The sequence below is a fragment of the Acetobacter lovaniensis genome (assembly GCF_014207635.1).
GTDB classification, from domain to species: domain Bacteria; phylum Pseudomonadota; class Alphaproteobacteria; order Acetobacterales; family Acetobacteraceae; genus Acetobacter; species Acetobacter lovaniensis.
Window position 1 is genome coordinate 1 of sequence record NZ_JACHIE010000010.1, and the last position, 14640, is coordinate 14640.

The 14640-nt window shown below is 52.8% G+C and carries 12 protein-coding genes and 2 pseudogenes; 10 read left to right on the forward strand and 4 right to left on the reverse strand.

Annotated features, from left to right (window positions below; all coding sequences use genetic code 11):
- Positions 1–334: 334 nt before the first annotated feature.
- Genes HNR55_RS11215 through HNR55_RS11225 form a run of 3 tightly spaced genes read right to left on the reverse strand, consistent with a single transcriptional unit; the run spans position 335 to position 2601 of the window.
- Positions 335–940 (reverse strand): alkylhydroperoxidase domain protein, encoded by a 606-nt coding sequence (locus HNR55_RS11215; RefSeq protein WP_166115614.1) that lies wholly within the window; start codon positions 938–940, stop codon positions 335–337.
- A complete protein-coding gene (locus tag HNR55_RS11220; protein ID WP_166115612.1) occupies positions 933–1571 on the reverse strand; it encodes a CMD domain protein in 639 nt (212 codons plus the stop codon). The genes HNR55_RS11215 and HNR55_RS11220 overlap by 8 nt, the downstream gene beginning before the upstream one ends.
- 22 nt (positions 1572–1593) lie before the next feature.
- Positions 1594–2601, reverse strand: a complete 1008-nt coding sequence (locus HNR55_RS11225; protein ID WP_166115610.1) for a putative FMN-dependent luciferase-like monooxygenase — start codon at positions 2599–2601, stop codon at positions 1594–1596.
- A gap of 496 nt (positions 2602–3097) precedes the next feature.
- On the opposite strand from HNR55_RS11225, the gene HNR55_RS11230 reads away from it, so the two are divergent.
- The 10 genes and pseudogenes from HNR55_RS11230 to HNR55_RS17355 all read left to right on the forward strand — a co-directional run bounded on the left by HNR55_RS11230 (position 3098) and on the right by HNR55_RS17355 (position 12811).
- Entirely contained in the window at positions 3098–5389 is a 2292-nt protein-coding gene (locus HNR55_RS11230) for a TonB-dependent receptor plug domain-containing protein (protein ID WP_242005571.1), read from the forward strand.
- Between the two features lie 13 nt (positions 5390–5402).
- Positions 5403–7046 (forward strand): TIGR04028 family ABC transporter substrate-binding protein, encoded by a 1644-nt coding sequence (locus tag HNR55_RS11235; protein ID WP_184382694.1) that lies wholly within the window; start codon positions 5403–5405, stop codon positions 7044–7046.
- A 16-nt stretch (positions 7047–7062) separates the two neighbouring features.
- Positions 7063–8022, forward strand: coding sequence for an ABC transporter permease (locus HNR55_RS11240; RefSeq protein ID WP_166115604.1), 960 nt, complete (start codon positions 7063–7065; stop codon positions 8020–8022).
- Positions 8023–8820: an ABC transporter permease gene (locus HNR55_RS11245; protein WP_166115602.1), complete on the forward strand. Its 798-nt coding sequence runs from the start codon at positions 8023–8025 to the stop codon at positions 8818–8820.
- Positions 8817–10466, forward strand: coding sequence for a dipeptide ABC transporter ATP-binding protein (locus tag HNR55_RS11250; RefSeq protein WP_166115600.1), 1650 nt, complete (start codon positions 8817–8819; stop codon positions 10464–10466). Before HNR55_RS11245 ends, HNR55_RS11250 begins: the two co-directional genes overlap by 4 nt.
- Positions 10467–10610: 144 nt before the next feature.
- A pseudogene (locus tag HNR55_RS11255) lies at positions 10611–10988 on the forward strand (DDE-type integrase/transposase/recombinase); the annotation flags it as partial.
- 85 nt (positions 10989–11073) lie between these two features.
- The gene (locus HNR55_RS11260; RefSeq protein WP_184382696.1) at positions 11074–11898 is read left to right on the forward strand and encodes a lysozyme inhibitor LprI family protein; all 825 of its coding nucleotides are present in this window, start codon (positions 11074–11076) and stop codon (positions 11896–11898) included.
- Between the two features lie 251 nt (positions 11899–12149).
- On the forward strand, positions 12150–12311 hold the full coding sequence (locus tag HNR55_RS17345) for a hypothetical protein (protein ID WP_456304233.1): 162 nt from the start codon (positions 12150–12152) through the stop codon (positions 12309–12311).
- Positions 12312–12388: 77 nt separating this feature from the next.
- A pseudogene (locus HNR55_RS17350) lies at positions 12389–12610 on the forward strand (recombinase family protein); the annotation flags it as partial.
- Between the two features lie 21 nt (positions 12611–12631).
- Positions 12632–12811: a helix-turn-helix domain-containing protein gene (locus HNR55_RS17355; RefSeq protein ID WP_456304234.1), complete on the forward strand. Its 180-nt coding sequence runs from the start codon at positions 12632–12634 to the stop codon at positions 12809–12811.
- 437 nt (positions 12812–13248) lie between these two features.
- Here the strand turns inward: HNR55_RS17355 and HNR55_RS11275 are convergent, their stop codons facing one another.
- Entirely contained in the window at positions 13249–14640 is a 1392-nt protein-coding gene (locus HNR55_RS11275) for an aminotransferase family protein (protein ID WP_194300265.1), read from the reverse strand.

The window sequence follows — 14640 nt, forward strand, 5'->3', positions numbered from 1 at the left end:
CATGACGCCAGAGGCTTTCGCTCAACACGCCAAAAAGGCATACAACAACCCACAGACCCTAACTCAAAACTGAGGGCACGTTCGGGGCAGGGTCAATGCTCATCCGCGAGGGCCGTCAGGTAAGCGTGCAGAAAACCGAGACACAATGCGTCCTACTTTCCTTCTGACACAGAGCGGAAGTCATCGTACAGAATAAAACTATCAATTGGCATCTAGTGATATCTGAAATTTGCATACAACAAATTCAATCGTCAGTTATTTATCCCTTCAGATGAATATTGTGAGCCTATATATTTAAAATGAAAGAGGGTAATGAACAAGTCTCTATTTATTATCATAAATAGAGATTTTCATCTGTGGGTTCCCCTAAAGAGAGCATCAGACGGTTAGCCCAGTTAAAAAATGCTGCGGCCTGAATCAGGTCCAGAATTTCTTCTGGGGAAAAACCAGCCCCCTGCAACCGATCAATATTTTTTTTGCCAAATTTGTTGCCATTTTCTGTCAATGTCACGGCAGTATGTACAATTTCGGCATTTCGTCCATCTGTAACGCTCTTTGTCCCATGTTCTAAAAGAGCGTTGACATCTTTATCATCTTTAGAAAACTGTACAGAGAATCTAGCATGGACGGATGCGCAATAAATACAACCATTTAAGCGCGATACCGCAGCCGCCGCCAGTTCTCGCTCGGCTCTTGGCAAGCCACCCGTTGAATAAAAAATATCCTTATCCAGCCGCGTTCTGGCTCCCAGTACATCCGGATCACGCGCAAGCAGACGAAAATAGGCAGATTTTGCCCGCGCACGATCCACCAGCCCGTCATAATGTTGCTGGGTCAGGTTTTGTGGGTCCAGTGGAGCAATCCACGGCAGCCAATCAAGCTGGCTGAGCGTAAAAGTGTTAACCGGCTTGGCATCGGGGTAGGAGAGAATGTCAGGCATGGTGTGCACTTTCTGTTGTCTGCGCAAAAGACGCCGCTACAAGAACCGAAAAACCCGAAACAATACGAACCTGAAAGCTCAAAAACGCGATAAGCTGAGACAGAACAACAAGACCGTCTTCATCCCATCCCACAGCGGCAAGGCGGGCAAGAGCCGCCGGGTTGGCATCTCGCGGGTGTGTGACCAGCAGATGTGCATGCTCCAGTGCCGCTGCCAGTCGGGGACCAAAAACACCTGCCTGCTCGGGTGTGCTGCGCCACGATGTGCCGCCCACATCTTCCACGCTCAGCGGCCCTTGCGGGTATGCTCCCCAAGGACCATGTGTGCTGGCCTGTTGCAAAATCTGTTCAAGACTCTGGACAAAAGCAGGAGCAACATCCTGCAAAAGCCCAGCATAGTGACGCCGTGTTGCAGGCTCCTGATAAAGCCCGGCCACAAACGCGGCAATAACACGCCGTTCCTCCAGACTGACAGACCCTGGCGTTCGCGGGTGCAGTAAAAGCTGGTAGCTCAGCTCGGCCTGTTCCCGCGCGACTGCTCTACGCTGGTAATTTTTTGCAACCGGACTATCAGGTTCTATCCCTGCAAGCTGTTCAATAATGGTTTGAGTAACTACAGAATTGTGGACCATATTTTTACACCTTTCGGGTAAATCAGCCACCGTTGGGCTTACCCCATCCCAAAGCAGGCGCGACCTGTGTTGCAAACAGTTCCAGAGAACGCAGAATAAAAGAGTGGGGGGGATCTACAGAATGTACCTGAATGCTCACTTCAGTCGCATGCTCCAAAGTAAGGTCTGTTGCCAAAGAGCGCACAACCTCCTCCGGCGTGCCCAGATGCACATCAAATGTGCGCAGCAGGCTGTCTATGCTGCTATCGTCAATTGTGTGACCGCTGGCACGGAATTTTTCCACCTGCCGCACCAGCCCCTTGCGGGCAAAATCCAGTGCCTGAGCACGGTCATCTGCCACAAAAACACTCCGTGACGCCATAATCCGTGGTGTAGCCCCAACAGGCAGGCTCTCGAGATACGTTTGCACCAGAGGCAACTGAATATCTGCAAGGCTGGCACCCTCCTGCCCTTGAGGCCGCGGCTGAGTGCGGGAGAGCATCAGTCCGTCGCCTGCCTCCCCTGCTTTTTGCGCACCTATGGCTGAAAAAGTGGCCTGCCAGCTCCGTTGCTCCAGACCCTGACCATCTGGCCATAAATGGTTACGACCAGGTAGGCTCTCTCCCTTCCATGCAGCTTTGACGACCCCGAGGTGATGGTCCATCAAGGTATGTCTTTGGGCAAACTGTTGACCAAAGGCCTCGTATGAACGTGGAGTGCCACCGGAACCAAACCCGACTTCCAGCCGCCCGCCCGACAGAATATCTGTCACCACCGCATCTTCGGCCACACGAATTGGGTCTTCCATGGTCAGGGTCACAACGCCCGTGCCCAGACGAATCCGCTTTGTGCGTGCCGCGACATAAGACAAAAAGGGAAAAAGTGCTGGCAGGCCACCTTCATCGCAATGGAAATGATGTTGTGCAACCCACGCTGTTTTAAAACCAAGAGATTCGGCTTTTTCAATCTGCTCAACAGCCAGAGCGTACCGCTCTCCAGCGGATACGTCATCCAAAAGCCGTGTAAAAAATCCTATGGATTTTACGCTCATGCTCAATCACACCTAAATTTTTGAAAATATTAACGAATCAGGGATATTTAATTATATATATTGCAATTTATGCATGAATTTCTTTCTTAATATTGTACAAATAAATTTTATTACTAATCCTGTAGAATTTTACATCCCCCGGCCATCAGACATGCTGGATTAAAACCCCAACGCGACGTAAAAACAACAAAAAACGGATTCTATCGAATAATTTTTTTTTAACTTGACTGAATCGCTGAAATAAATTCATACGACAAAAAATAGTTTAAATTGGATAATCACATGATGAAATCGTATATATGTTGTCTACTCGAGCATGAGTCCAAAGCCGGAAAGACAGATTTTTTGATTATAGTCAGTGGAAAAAATGGCAAACTTAAAGCATAAAAGCCGCATTAAAGCAGGGCTCTCTCTTGCAGTCATCCTCCCGTCATCTGTTTTTTCTATCGCGGCGCATGCGCGGACAACAGCCGTTTCCGCTGCAGCCGTGGAAGAATTGACGGTTACCAAAGACACAACCGATATTCCCCCCGCTTTTCGTACATCCACGCCCCGGCATAGTACAACACGCGTGACTGTTATCACCGGGGCGGAACTACTTAAAACCGGGCAGACAAACATTATTAACGCGTTGCAACAGGCATCGCCCGAGATCAATGCGCCGCCCGGCGGGGGTGGGGGGGGATATTCAACAACGCCCACTCAGACTGTCATCCTGCGCAATCTCAACGCAGACGAAACTCTGGTGCTGGTTAATGGCGTACGTCGCCACTCCAGCGCACTGGGCAACTGGAACTATGGCCCGGCACAGGGGACTGAACCTGCCGACCTGAGCCTGATCCCGCTCAGTGCCATTGACCATGTTGAAATCGTAACAGAAGGCGCTACAGCCCTATACGGGCAGGATGCAATTGGTGGGGCCATAAACATTGTCCTCAAGAGCGGAACCCGCAACGGTGGCACCGCAAATGTACAAAACAGCGGGTACTATAAAGGCGATGGACAGGGCATTACCGGTTATGGCGATATCTCGCGCACCATTGGTAATAAAGGGGGCGGCATGGATCTGGCATGGCAGGTCCAGAACCAGCTCCCCACCCACCGGGATGGCATCAATCCATCCTTGGGAGATGTAAACCGGATTGAAGGCGTCAGCCGTACCCTTTCTGAGCTTTTTTCCTTTAACGGACATATGCCCGTTACACGCTCCATCCGGTCGTATCTTACGGCAACACTTGCGCACCGGCTCACTGACCGCGTGGGGTTTGTGCGTGGTGCACACAACATCAACAATGTGCCGTCCCTGCACCCTAACGGATTTGAACCGATTGAATCCTTTGATGAAATGGATTTTCAGGTCAATGGTGGCCTACGTGGCACATTAGGTGGAGGTGTCGCATGGAACACCTATGCTTCTTTTGGTCGGGAGCAGGTGAATCAGGAAGCGTATGACGACAATAACCCCACCTTTGGCCCGGAAAGCCAGACGCGCTTCAAAATGGGCAAGATCATCAGCACCGAGCTGATTGGCGGGATCAAGTTCTCCAAAGACTTTACCGTTCCCACGCTATCCAAGCCTGCGGCTCTGGAATGGGGGCTGGAATACCGGCACAATACCTACCAGATCGGTGCGGGGGATTATCAGTCCTGGGCGCAGGGGCCGTATTACAATGGCTTAAACTCCCCGGGCTCCACAGGGTATAATGGTTTTCAGCCCACCAATGCGGGCAACTGGCCGCGGGATATTTTTGACGGGCATGTCGGGCTGGATTTTTTTGTCACTCCCAAATGGGAGTGGACGCTGGGTGGCCACGTCGTAAACTATTCCGATACGGTCACCGCGCCCACAGGTTCCATTGGCACACGCTATAACTTTACAAAAACATTTGCAGTACATGCCAATGTCAACACAGGGTATCGCCCTCCCACTCTGGGGGCAATCCATTACGATGCCACATCCTCTGGGCCGGGATATACGACAGTCAACCTGTCCGAAACCAGCGAAGTCGCACGTCTGCTGGGGGCTCATGAGCCCAAAGGTGAATACTCACGCAGCTACAGCATCGGAATCGATTACCAACCCATACCAAGCCTACAGTTAACGCTGGATGCTTACCGTATAGATATTAATGACCGTATTGAAAGCACAAGCGCTTTTACCGGTTCTACCATGGCAGCGTATCTGGCCGCGCAAGGAGTTGGCAGCAACATTACCTATGCCAGCTACATGACCAACATCGGCAATACGAGTACTAACGGCTTTACCGCCAAAGCTACTTATAAATTCCCCATCAAACCCGCTTATGGGGAACTGGTAGGCTCCGCACAGATTAACGCCGCCGATACGGAACTGACACATTATGCAGACACACCTGCCATTTTGACTTCCCTTGGACAGAGCTATTTTTCCAAGGCGGCGGAAACGGAACTGCTCCGCTCCTCCCCCAAGAACAAGGAGTCCTTCTCCCTGAACTGGAGCAAAGGCCGCTTTAACGTGTTTGTGCAGGAACAGCGCTATGCTGGTGTTGCGTGGCTGGTTTATCAGAGTGATCCAAGCAGCTACTGGACGCATGTGCGCCCCCAGGTCATCACCAATCTGGAAGTTTCGGCCCAGCTTGGACATGGCTTTACCGCCACACTGGGTGCGAACAACCTGTTCAACAAATACCCCACCCACACGAACCACAAAGCGTTGCTGGAAAGCAGCGGTGTTTTTGCTTATCCCATGACTGCACCCGGTGGTTATGAAGGCGGCTATTACTACGCCCGCATGGGCTACACTTTTTAAAACGATGGATTGCATGCCACTTTTGTGCCGCTCCCTTTGCGCGACACTGGCCGTGTCGGCCCTGTTTGTGGGGATTGTGGGAGGATATATCCCCCCACTGTCTGCTGCCCCCGCGCAACAGGGCAGGACACTGCTGTACCTTGAAAAACAGGCCCACAGGTCACTCTACCCCCCAGCAGGGGGGTTTTATCCTAATGGCGGCATTCTCGCCCAGATTACCGACCGGCTGACATGGCAGAACACGCAAACACTGCGCATGGAACCATGGCTTGCCACGTCATGGCAGATCAATGCCGATAATACTGTATATACCTTTACGTTACGTCCCGACGTAACATTCTCGGATGGTACACCTGTCGATGCTGCGGCTGTAGCCCTTAATTTTGATACATACGGCAAGGGCAACAAAGTTCTGCATCTTCCCCCATCAGAGGTCATCAACAATTATGACCATAGCGAGGTGCTGGACCCGCATACGGTTCGTTTTTACTTTAGCAAACCCTCGCCTGGCTTCCTTCAAGGGACATCCGTTATCGGTTCGGGGCTTGTCTCCACCCGGCTCCTGCATAAACCACTGGAACAGTGGGGGGATGGCCGCAATATTATCGGTTCCGGGCCATTTATTGTGCAAGATGACGTGCCTGGAAAATCCATCACATTACGTGCCCGCCCCGATTACGCATGGGGTCCACCCGAACTGGCCCCACAAGGCCCTGCAAGGCTGGATGCAATCCGTATTCTTGTTGTACCAGAAGACAGTATTCGCATTGGCGCTTTTCTGAGCGGGCAGGCGGACTTTATCCGGGAAGTGGAAGCCTATGATGAGGGGCAGATCACGCGCAGTGGCAACAGACTTTACGCCCCCTCCACACGCGGCGTGAACGACAGTGTGGTTTTCCGTCCCGACAATGACAAGGTTGCAGACAGGCGCGTACGCCTGGCTCTGTTACGCGCAACTGACAGGGAAGAAATCCTGCGCACGCTCTTTTCCCCCCGCTACCCGCTGGCACGCTCCATTCTGGCCTCCGACACGCAGGGTTTTCAGGATCACAGTGCTGAACTGGGTTACGACCCGGAACAGGCCAGACACCTGCTGGACGCGGCAGGCTGGCAGCAGCACCCTGATGGCTGGCGTTACAGAAATGGTCAGATCCTCTCTCTCGGCATTCATGTTTCTGCACCACACCCGCAAAGCCGCAGCATGCTTGTCCTTCTTGCGCAACAATGGCGCAAAGTAGGTGTCAGGCTTGATATTCTGACTGGCAGCCCGGCCATGGTCGTACTGGATGATCTGGACCCGCAAACCACCCCGCTGTATCAGGCCGAAGTCGGGCGCGCCGACCCTGACGTACTCAAAAGTGCCTATTACCCGACAAACCGTAATGTTCTGCTGCAAAAAGGTGGGCAGAGCCAGCATGTCCAGCACTTTACCGACCCCGAGTGCAACCGTCTGCTGCTTGCCGTTGCCTCCGAGACCGATCCAAAACGGCGGCTGGACCTTGTGGCAGATGTACAGAACGCCATCCTCAGCAATGCCTACAGCATACCCATTTTTGAAGAACCACAGATCTATGCTGGCAGCGCCCATGTCCATGACATGCACTTTGAAGCCGTAGGGCGGCCCGTGTTCTACCGCACATCGCTCGATCAGCCCTGACAGGATGCAAATTTCCATGATCCGCTACCTGTTTACCCGGTTTTTACATGCGATTTTTGTTCTGTGGGGTGCTTTTACGCTCTCCTTTGTTCTGCTTCAGGTCATGCCTGGAGATGCGGTTCTGGTTAAATTTCAGGACCCCGAACTTGGCCTTAGCCCACAGCAGATCGCAGATATGCGCGCAACCTATGGGGCAGACGAATCTGCGATCACACAATATGTGCATGTGCTTGGCCGCACCCTGCATGGCAATCTGGGTTATTCCATTGAAACCGGCCTGCCTGTCGGGCAGATGCTCCATGCGACGTACCCCACAACACTCCGACTGGCCATTGTAAGCTTTGTGGGCGCTCTTGTCCTTGCCACCATATGCTGCGCTCTGGCCATCCTGCTTTCCGGCAGCCCGGTTGGACGGTATCTGGCCGCAGCAATTGGCGCTATTCCCGGTATTACCAGCGGCATTCCTGTTTTCTGGCTTGAAATTGTTGCCATACAACTGGTTTCCTTCCACTGGAAGCTGATACCCGTTGTCGGGCTATCCGGGTGGAGTGCTGTCCTGCTGCCCGGCCTTGCACTGGCCATTCCCATTTCTGCCCCGCTGGCTCAGGTTTTTATGGCCGCAGCACATCGAGTAGAAACTCTGCCCTTTATTGATGTGCTACGCGCACGCGGCGTTTCCCCTCTCAGAATTCTTTACGCCCACATTCTCCCCAACGCCCTGCCCCCAACACTGACAGTAAGCGGGCTCGTGTTTGGTGAAATTCTGGCAGGGGCTGTTGTCACCGAAACCGTGTTTGGGCTGGATGGACTGGGACAGCTGGCACAGCAGGCCGTCGCCAGCCAGGATGTTGCCGTCCTGCAGGCCATTATTCTGATTTCCGTAAGCGGTTTTGTATCCATCGGTTTTGCAAGTGAAATTATACAACCTCTGCTTGACCCCCGCATAGGCCGCAGCGCCCGGCAAAGGAAATACTAGATGCCACACCACATTACGCCCACACGGCTGGCTGTGGCGCTTCCGGTGATTATGCTGGCACTGGTGGCTTTCTGGCCTGCCCTGTTCAGCTCTCAAAATCCTCTGACTGGCCTGCCAGCGGAATATCTGACTGCTCCTTCATCCCATCACTGGTTCGGTACCGACCAGTTCGGTCGGGATGTGTTCGCGCGTGTTGTTTACGGCAGTTTTTCCACCCTCTCCTCCGCTGTGCTCGCGGTCGGCGTAAGCCTGCTCCTGGCCATTCCTGCCGGATTGCTGGCAGGTTTGGGTAATCCACGTATAGAACGGGCCATACGTGCCTGTGCTGATATTGTATTATCCATACCAGAAATTTTTCTCTCCCTCAGTATCATCACCCTCATAGGTCCGGGTGCCATTCATGTTGCACTCGCGGTTGGTATCAGCCAGACCGCCGGCTTTGTGCGCATGATTCATACTGAAGTTGCACGTGTACAGGCGACAGAATACATGGAGGCCGCCATCGGGATCGGGGGGACGTTCAGCCAGGTGGTTCTACGGCATGTATTGCCAAACAGCCTTGCGCCCGCGCTGGCTCTGGCATCCCTCAGGCTTGGCACAGCTATTCTGGCAATCTCGACCATCTGTTTTCTGGGGTATGGCCCCCCACCGCCCACACCCGAATGGGGACTGATGATTACAGAAGGACGGGATTACCTTTCCACCGCATGGTGGATCACCACGTTTCCTGGTCTCGCCATTATTTTTTCAGCATGGACTGCAAGCCTTGTCTCCCATGCCCTCAGGAGTACACCATGACCCGGACATGCCTGAGCATCCGCGATCTGGACATCAGCTATACCCGCCATGGCAGCACCCATCAGGCCCTAAACCATGTCTCACTCGACCTGAATGCGGGAGAAATGCTGGCTCTTGTGGGGGAATCCGGATCTGGAAAATCCACACTGGGGCGGGCTGTGCTGGGTATTCTGCCCCCCAATGCCAGCGTGCAGCATGGTAGCATCTATATTGGCGCGCACAACGTGACCCATTTGTCCGAGCGAGCATGGCGGCAGATTCGTGGCAAAAAAGTCGCTCTGATTCCCCAGGACCCTGCTCACTCACTGGACCCGGTGCGTACGATAGGCGCGCAATTGGCTGAAGCATTGCGCCCACACCAGTCGGGTTTTCTCAAACGACACAACACACGGGCAGAAGCGATCGCCCTGCTGGACCAGATGGGTATCACCCGCCCGGCACAGCGGCTTGGGCAGTACCCGCATGAGTTATCTGGCGGTATGCGCCAGCGCGTACTCATCGCAGCCGCCATTGCCCAGCGTCCGGACCTGATTGTTGCTGATGAGCCAACCAGTGCTCTGGATGTTTCCGTACAAGTGCAGATCATGGCACTGCTGGCAACACTCCGGCGAGAATTGGGTACAGCCATTTTATTTATTACCCATGACCTAGCACTCGCCAGTGAGCAGACTGACTACGTAAGCGTTCTCAACCACGGCGTTATTTGCGAAACAGCACCGACCAGACAGATTTTTTCTGCTCCCCAAACAGCCTATACACAGCGCCTGATTGCCAATCTTCCTGTTTTTCATCAAACTCCAGCAAGTGTGCCAGACCCCAGCTCCCCCACACCTCCTGACGTCATTAAAGTGGCCAATCTGGGGTACAGCTATGCCCAGACCACGCGTTCTGGTTACCGGCATGCCATGCAGAATATTACCTTCACTGTTCCCAAGGGAAGAACGCTGGGTATTGTGGGCGAATCTGGTTCTGGCAAAACCACACTTCTGCGCTGCCTGCTCGGCCTAATTACCCCACAGGTTGGTACAATAGAGCTACTCGGCCAGGACCCCAGCAAGCTTAAAGGGCAGGCCCTGCGCTACCTGCGCCGCAAAGTGCAGTTTGTTTACCAGAATCCGCATGTGTCTTTTGACCCACGTTACAATGCGCTTAAGGCACTGGAGGAACCCCTTATCAATAGCGGGTTGCCTAATCCTGCACAGCGCCGCAAGATGATAGATGACGTGCTCCAGAAGGTGCACCTTAGCTCCACACTCCTGGCGCGCAAGGTGTCTGCCCTGTCGGGTGGGCAGGCACAGCGTCTGGCTCTGGCACGGGCCCTGCTCTGCCAGCCAGAAATTCTGGTTCTGGACGAAGTTGTTTCCGCCCTTGACGTTTCCATCCAGTCCGAAATCCTGACTCTTCTGGAAAATCTCCAGAAAGATCTTGGCTTAACCTATATTTTTGTCTCACATGATCTTTCTGTTATCAAACGCCTTTCGCATGAGGTTCTGATTCTCCAAAATGGAGAGCAGGTCGAGTATGGAAAAACAGAGCAGATATTTTCAAAACCGAAGAATGATTATACAAAGATTCTATTATCTTGCATTCCATTGTTTTCTTTTTCTACCAGTCCCCTCCCCAAAGAAAATGAAAAGATTATTTGAATATTAATGTTTTAGGCGGTGGTATTGACCTCGGCGCTCGCCAATCCCCCGTAGAGGGTCCTTGTTATCGCATCGAGCGCGCAGTGGTAGTGAAACTCCGCGCGATCGATCAATTGTTTCGATTTACTGTATGCCAACCGCACAGCGATGCGCTCGGGTATGACCACCGATCTTGCCACCACAGTGTTACATCGCGCTGTTGCCTTGCGTCAGCCACCATCAGGCTGCATCCATCATGCGGATCGCGGCAGTCAGTATTGCTCAGAGGCGTACCGGAAGCTCCTTTCTGCTCATGGCTTTCTCGTATCCATGAGCAGAAAGGGAAACTGCTGGGATAATGCGGTGACGGAGAGTTTCTTCAAGACCTTAAAAGCGGAACACCTGTGGCGGCAGGCATGGATGACGCGTCAGGACGTCGAGCAGGCTATCACATGCAATATTAATGATTTCTATAATCCGCAGAGGATGCATTCCGCACTTCAATGGAAAAGCCCTCTGGATTATGAGCACAACGTCGCCTAATAGATAACCCATGGTCCAGAACTAAACCGTGACACGCCCAGTCGTAGGTGATGCCAAATGGAATGCCTGAGATTGCGAAATCCAGATGGCAGTCAATGAGTACAACCGCCACTTTTCTGGTAAAGAAGGCGTCCATTTGATTCTGCCTTCAACCCTGAAAGGTCGCTTGACGACTGGATCAGTCCGAACCATTCCTGCACATAACATCCGAGCCAGTATCGGCTATCTGCTTATGCGAATGGCCAATTTCGAGTACCGAAGCGCACTTGGTGCTGATACCAGGATTTACGAAATTACTGTAAAACCCGGAGATAGTCTCGACAAGATTGCGAAGGCACAGGGAAGCACAGTCGATATGCTGAGAAAATTGAATCCGACAGCCGTTGTTCTACGGTCAGGTCAGGTGCTGAAGTGCCAAAAAGCTCGATTACGCTCTGTCGTTGATACGCAAGGGAAAGGCTGCTCTATGTGCGCAGTGAAGCTGCTCGGTGTTTGCTTAGCCGCGTATTTGCCAGTATCGGCACTTGCAGCCTCAACAGACCCTGTTCCTGATGAGCGGGCCTTGCGCGAGGAATGCAGTGCATTCTCTCAGGCAGGGATGCGAGACTGCCTGGCAAAGAAGGCTGAAAATAGCCAGAAGGCATTACGGCAAACGGAGGAGAATGTAGCCAGAACGCTATCAAAATGGGATAAAGAGAAAAAATACGTGAGCCAAGCTAGGGCCAAACTTACCGCATCGAATGAAGATTTCGCCAAATATCGTGATGTTCAATGCGCATTTGCTTCATCTTTGGGTGGGGGCGCGATAGGAAATGCTATTGATATGCGCCATTTGGCGTGTATCGCGGAACTCAACGACCGGCGAGCTGCGCAGCTACGCGACGCAGTGTCTGACTTACCGTTGAAGTAGGTTGCATGAACACGTCTAGCTTCGAGGCGCTGGCTAGCGCCTGGGCACGGATCGCCGAGGAAGCGCAATTGCCCGCTGACTATGACGGGGTGGCTTAACCGGAGGCGCATCAGGCCAGCGAAGCCATTCAGGAGCGAATTCGGGAGCACATCGTCGCCACCAACGACCTGCGGCTGTTCGGCCTGTTGCACCTGTTTGGACAGGCGTCGCTGCGTATGGAGCAAGTGCTGTGGCCGGAGGATTATGAGCGCATGACTCACGAGGTTCAGGAAACCCTGCTGGAAGCCAACGACCCCAATGTCAGGTTACACTCACGAAGAGGTTATGCAGGCAATGCGGGCACACATCGACCGAGTGCGAGACAAGCCATGCTGATCGGCTGTGCGTGTATCGACGCAGGATCAGAACCTTGAACTCCAATGCGAAGTCTTGGTCAAGGCCGGATGCAAGGGGTCTTTGAGGACAAGGTGAGCGCACGCGGGCAGACCGGCCGGGCTTGACCACGACGCTCGAAATGCTGCGTGAGGGCGATACCCTGATGGTCTGGAAACTCGACCGGCTGGGCTGGTCGGTCAAGCAACTGCTCGATCTGATCCGCGAGTTGCACAAGCAAGGCGTCCAGTTCAGGCGCCTCAGCGACTCCATCGACACCCCGTCCGGCCGGTTCTCCTTCCAAGTCACGGCAGTCTTGCCGAAATGGAGCCAGAGCTGACCGTCGAGCACCCACGCCGGGCTGGAAGTCGCCAAACAGCTTGGCCGCAAGGGTGGTCGGAAGCCAAAGATGACCGACAGCAAGATCGAGTTGGCCAAGAAGCTGCTGGCCAGCGGTGTCCCTCCCAAAGACGTGGCCAAGACCCTCGGCATGTCTATTCCGACGCTCTACCGCTGGGTGCCAGCCTCATCGCACGCTTAGCGTACGATTTTTTCCGTTTTCTGAGACGACCCGAGATATGGCTGATGTCACCAGCCCATTTCCGATTGGCGCGTTGGCCAGGAAATTACCGTTTATAACATTGTCCGCGAATCCCAGAGCGTGTCGGTTGTCGGTCGTGACCTTATGCCGACGGGTACGCGCAGGGCGGATGACGGCAGAGGCTTTCGCTCAACACGCCAACGAAGCATATAATACCCCATAGACCCTAACTCAAAACTGAGGGTTTGTCCGGGGTAAGGTCATGTTCCATCTGGCTCTCAGAAAGCAAAAATACATCACTCACAGACCTACCCCCCCATTGTAGGCCTGTGAATCACGGCAACGTGCTTGGTTCAATTAATTCATAGGTCCTGAGCCTGACCATAGGGAGACGACTTCAAATTTTCTTGCTGCCATTCGGTTCGATTATTATCATTTTAACTGATCTCACATCGCGTTTTTTGCAGTGTTTTATCCAGGGCATCGGTTATGTGGTCAAGGTCATGAGGCGTGGCAATCAGTGCAGGACTCAGGCACAGGGTATTGTTATATCCTGGAACACTTCTATTGGTTGCGCCGATAAGGACACCTTGCTGGCGACACCCGCCAACAACGGCGGCAATCGTTCTTTCCGAGACTGGAGTCTTGTCATCTTCCCGGTTTTTTACCAGTTCAATACCCCAGAACAAGCCCTTACCCCGGACATCACCAACTATGGCATGCTTGTCTTTGAGTGAGAGAAGCTTCTGCTCAAGGTAAGCTCCCATCTTCCTTGTGTTGTCCAGAAGATTTTCCTGTTCCAGAATTGCAAGATTTTCTAAAGCTGCGGCCGGACCTGCCGTGCACCCGCCAAAAGTGGAGATGTCCCGAAACATGTTCATTGGATCATCTGGAAATGCCTTGAATTTTTCAAAAACTGCTTCAGTTGTAACTGTGCAGGAAATCGCGGCATAACCCGATGCAACCCCTTTGGCCATGGTAACAAAATCTGGTTGTATCCCATAATTCTGGTAGCCAAACCATTCGCCTGTGCGCCCAAAGCCGCACACAACCTCATCAATATGTAAAAGAATATCGTATTTACGGCATAATTCCATAACGCGTGGCCAGTAGCCATCTGGGGGGACAATAACACCTCCACCTGCTGTGATGGGTTCAAGGCATAGTGCCCCAATACTGTCAGGGCCTTCACGTAGGATTACATCCTCGATAGCTTTGGCAGAAATTTCAGCAAAGCTTTCGGAAGAGGTATCGCCGCGGCGGTATTCCAGACAATCAGGCACCGCGACAAAACCGTCCAGGAACGGACCGTAACCTTCCATCCGCTGGCTTTGACCGCACGCCGAAAGAGTGGCTATTGTTGTGCCATGATAGTCTCTTTCTCTATAAAGTATTTTTGATTTTTTCCCATTGTAATGCTGCGTGGAGATCTGGCGCACCATCTTGAAAACTTTTTCGTTCGCTTCCGATCCGGAGTTGGAATAATAGACACGGCTCAGTCCGTGCATTTTTTCCAGTAGTCGTTCAGCAAAGAGCGCAGCCGGAACAGTGCCGCCACTGCCAGCGTAATAATTCAGCCTGGTCAACTGTTCACACACGGCATTGGCAATACTTGCCCGCCCGTATCCCACATTGACTGTCCACACGCCGCCGGAAACCGCATCCAGATATTCTGTGCCCTCAACGTCCCACAGTCGCATGCCCTTCCCCTCCACCATAACCGAAGGTGCCTGAGTTTCAAAAGGCTTGTGCTGTGTCATATGGTGCCAGACATGTTGTCTGTCTGCTTGCACTGCGTGATCAAAAATCGTGTTTCTGTTTGTAGACAT

Coding starts and splice junctions, on each gene's coding strand:
- HNR55_RS11215 (WP_166115614.1), bottom strand. CDS start 940: ATGCCTGACATTCTCTCCTACCCCGATGCCAAGCCGGTTAACACTTTT.
- HNR55_RS11220 (WP_166115612.1), bottom strand. CDS start 1,571: ATGGTCCACAATTCTGTAGTTACTCAAACCATTATTGAACAGCTTGCA.
- HNR55_RS11225 (WP_166115610.1), bottom strand. CDS start 2,601: ATGAGCGTAAAATCCATAGGATTTTTTACACGGCTTTTGGATGACGTA.
- HNR55_RS11235 (WP_184382694.1), top strand. CDS start 5,403: ATGCCACTTTTGTGCCGCTCCCTTTGCGCGACACTGGCCGTGTCGGCC.
- HNR55_RS11240 (WP_166115604.1), top strand. CDS start 7,063: ATGATCCGCTACCTGTTTACCCGGTTTTTACATGCGATTTTTGTTCTG.
- HNR55_RS11245 (WP_166115602.1), top strand. CDS start 8,023: ATGCCACACCACATTACGCCCACACGGCTGGCTGTGGCGCTTCCGGTG.
- HNR55_RS11250 (WP_166115600.1), top strand. CDS start 8,817: ATGACCCGGACATGCCTGAGCATCCGCGATCTGGACATCAGCTATACC.
- HNR55_RS11260 (WP_184382696.1), top strand. CDS start 11,074: ATGGCAGTCAATGAGTACAACCGCCACTTTTCTGGTAAAGAAGGCGTC.
- HNR55_RS17345 (WP_456304233.1), top strand. CDS start 12,150: ATGACTCACGAGGTTCAGGAAACCCTGCTGGAAGCCAACGACCCCAAT.
- HNR55_RS11275 (WP_194300265.1), bottom strand. CDS start 14,640: ATGTCTACAAACAGAAACACGATTTTTGATCACGCAGTGCAAGCAGAC.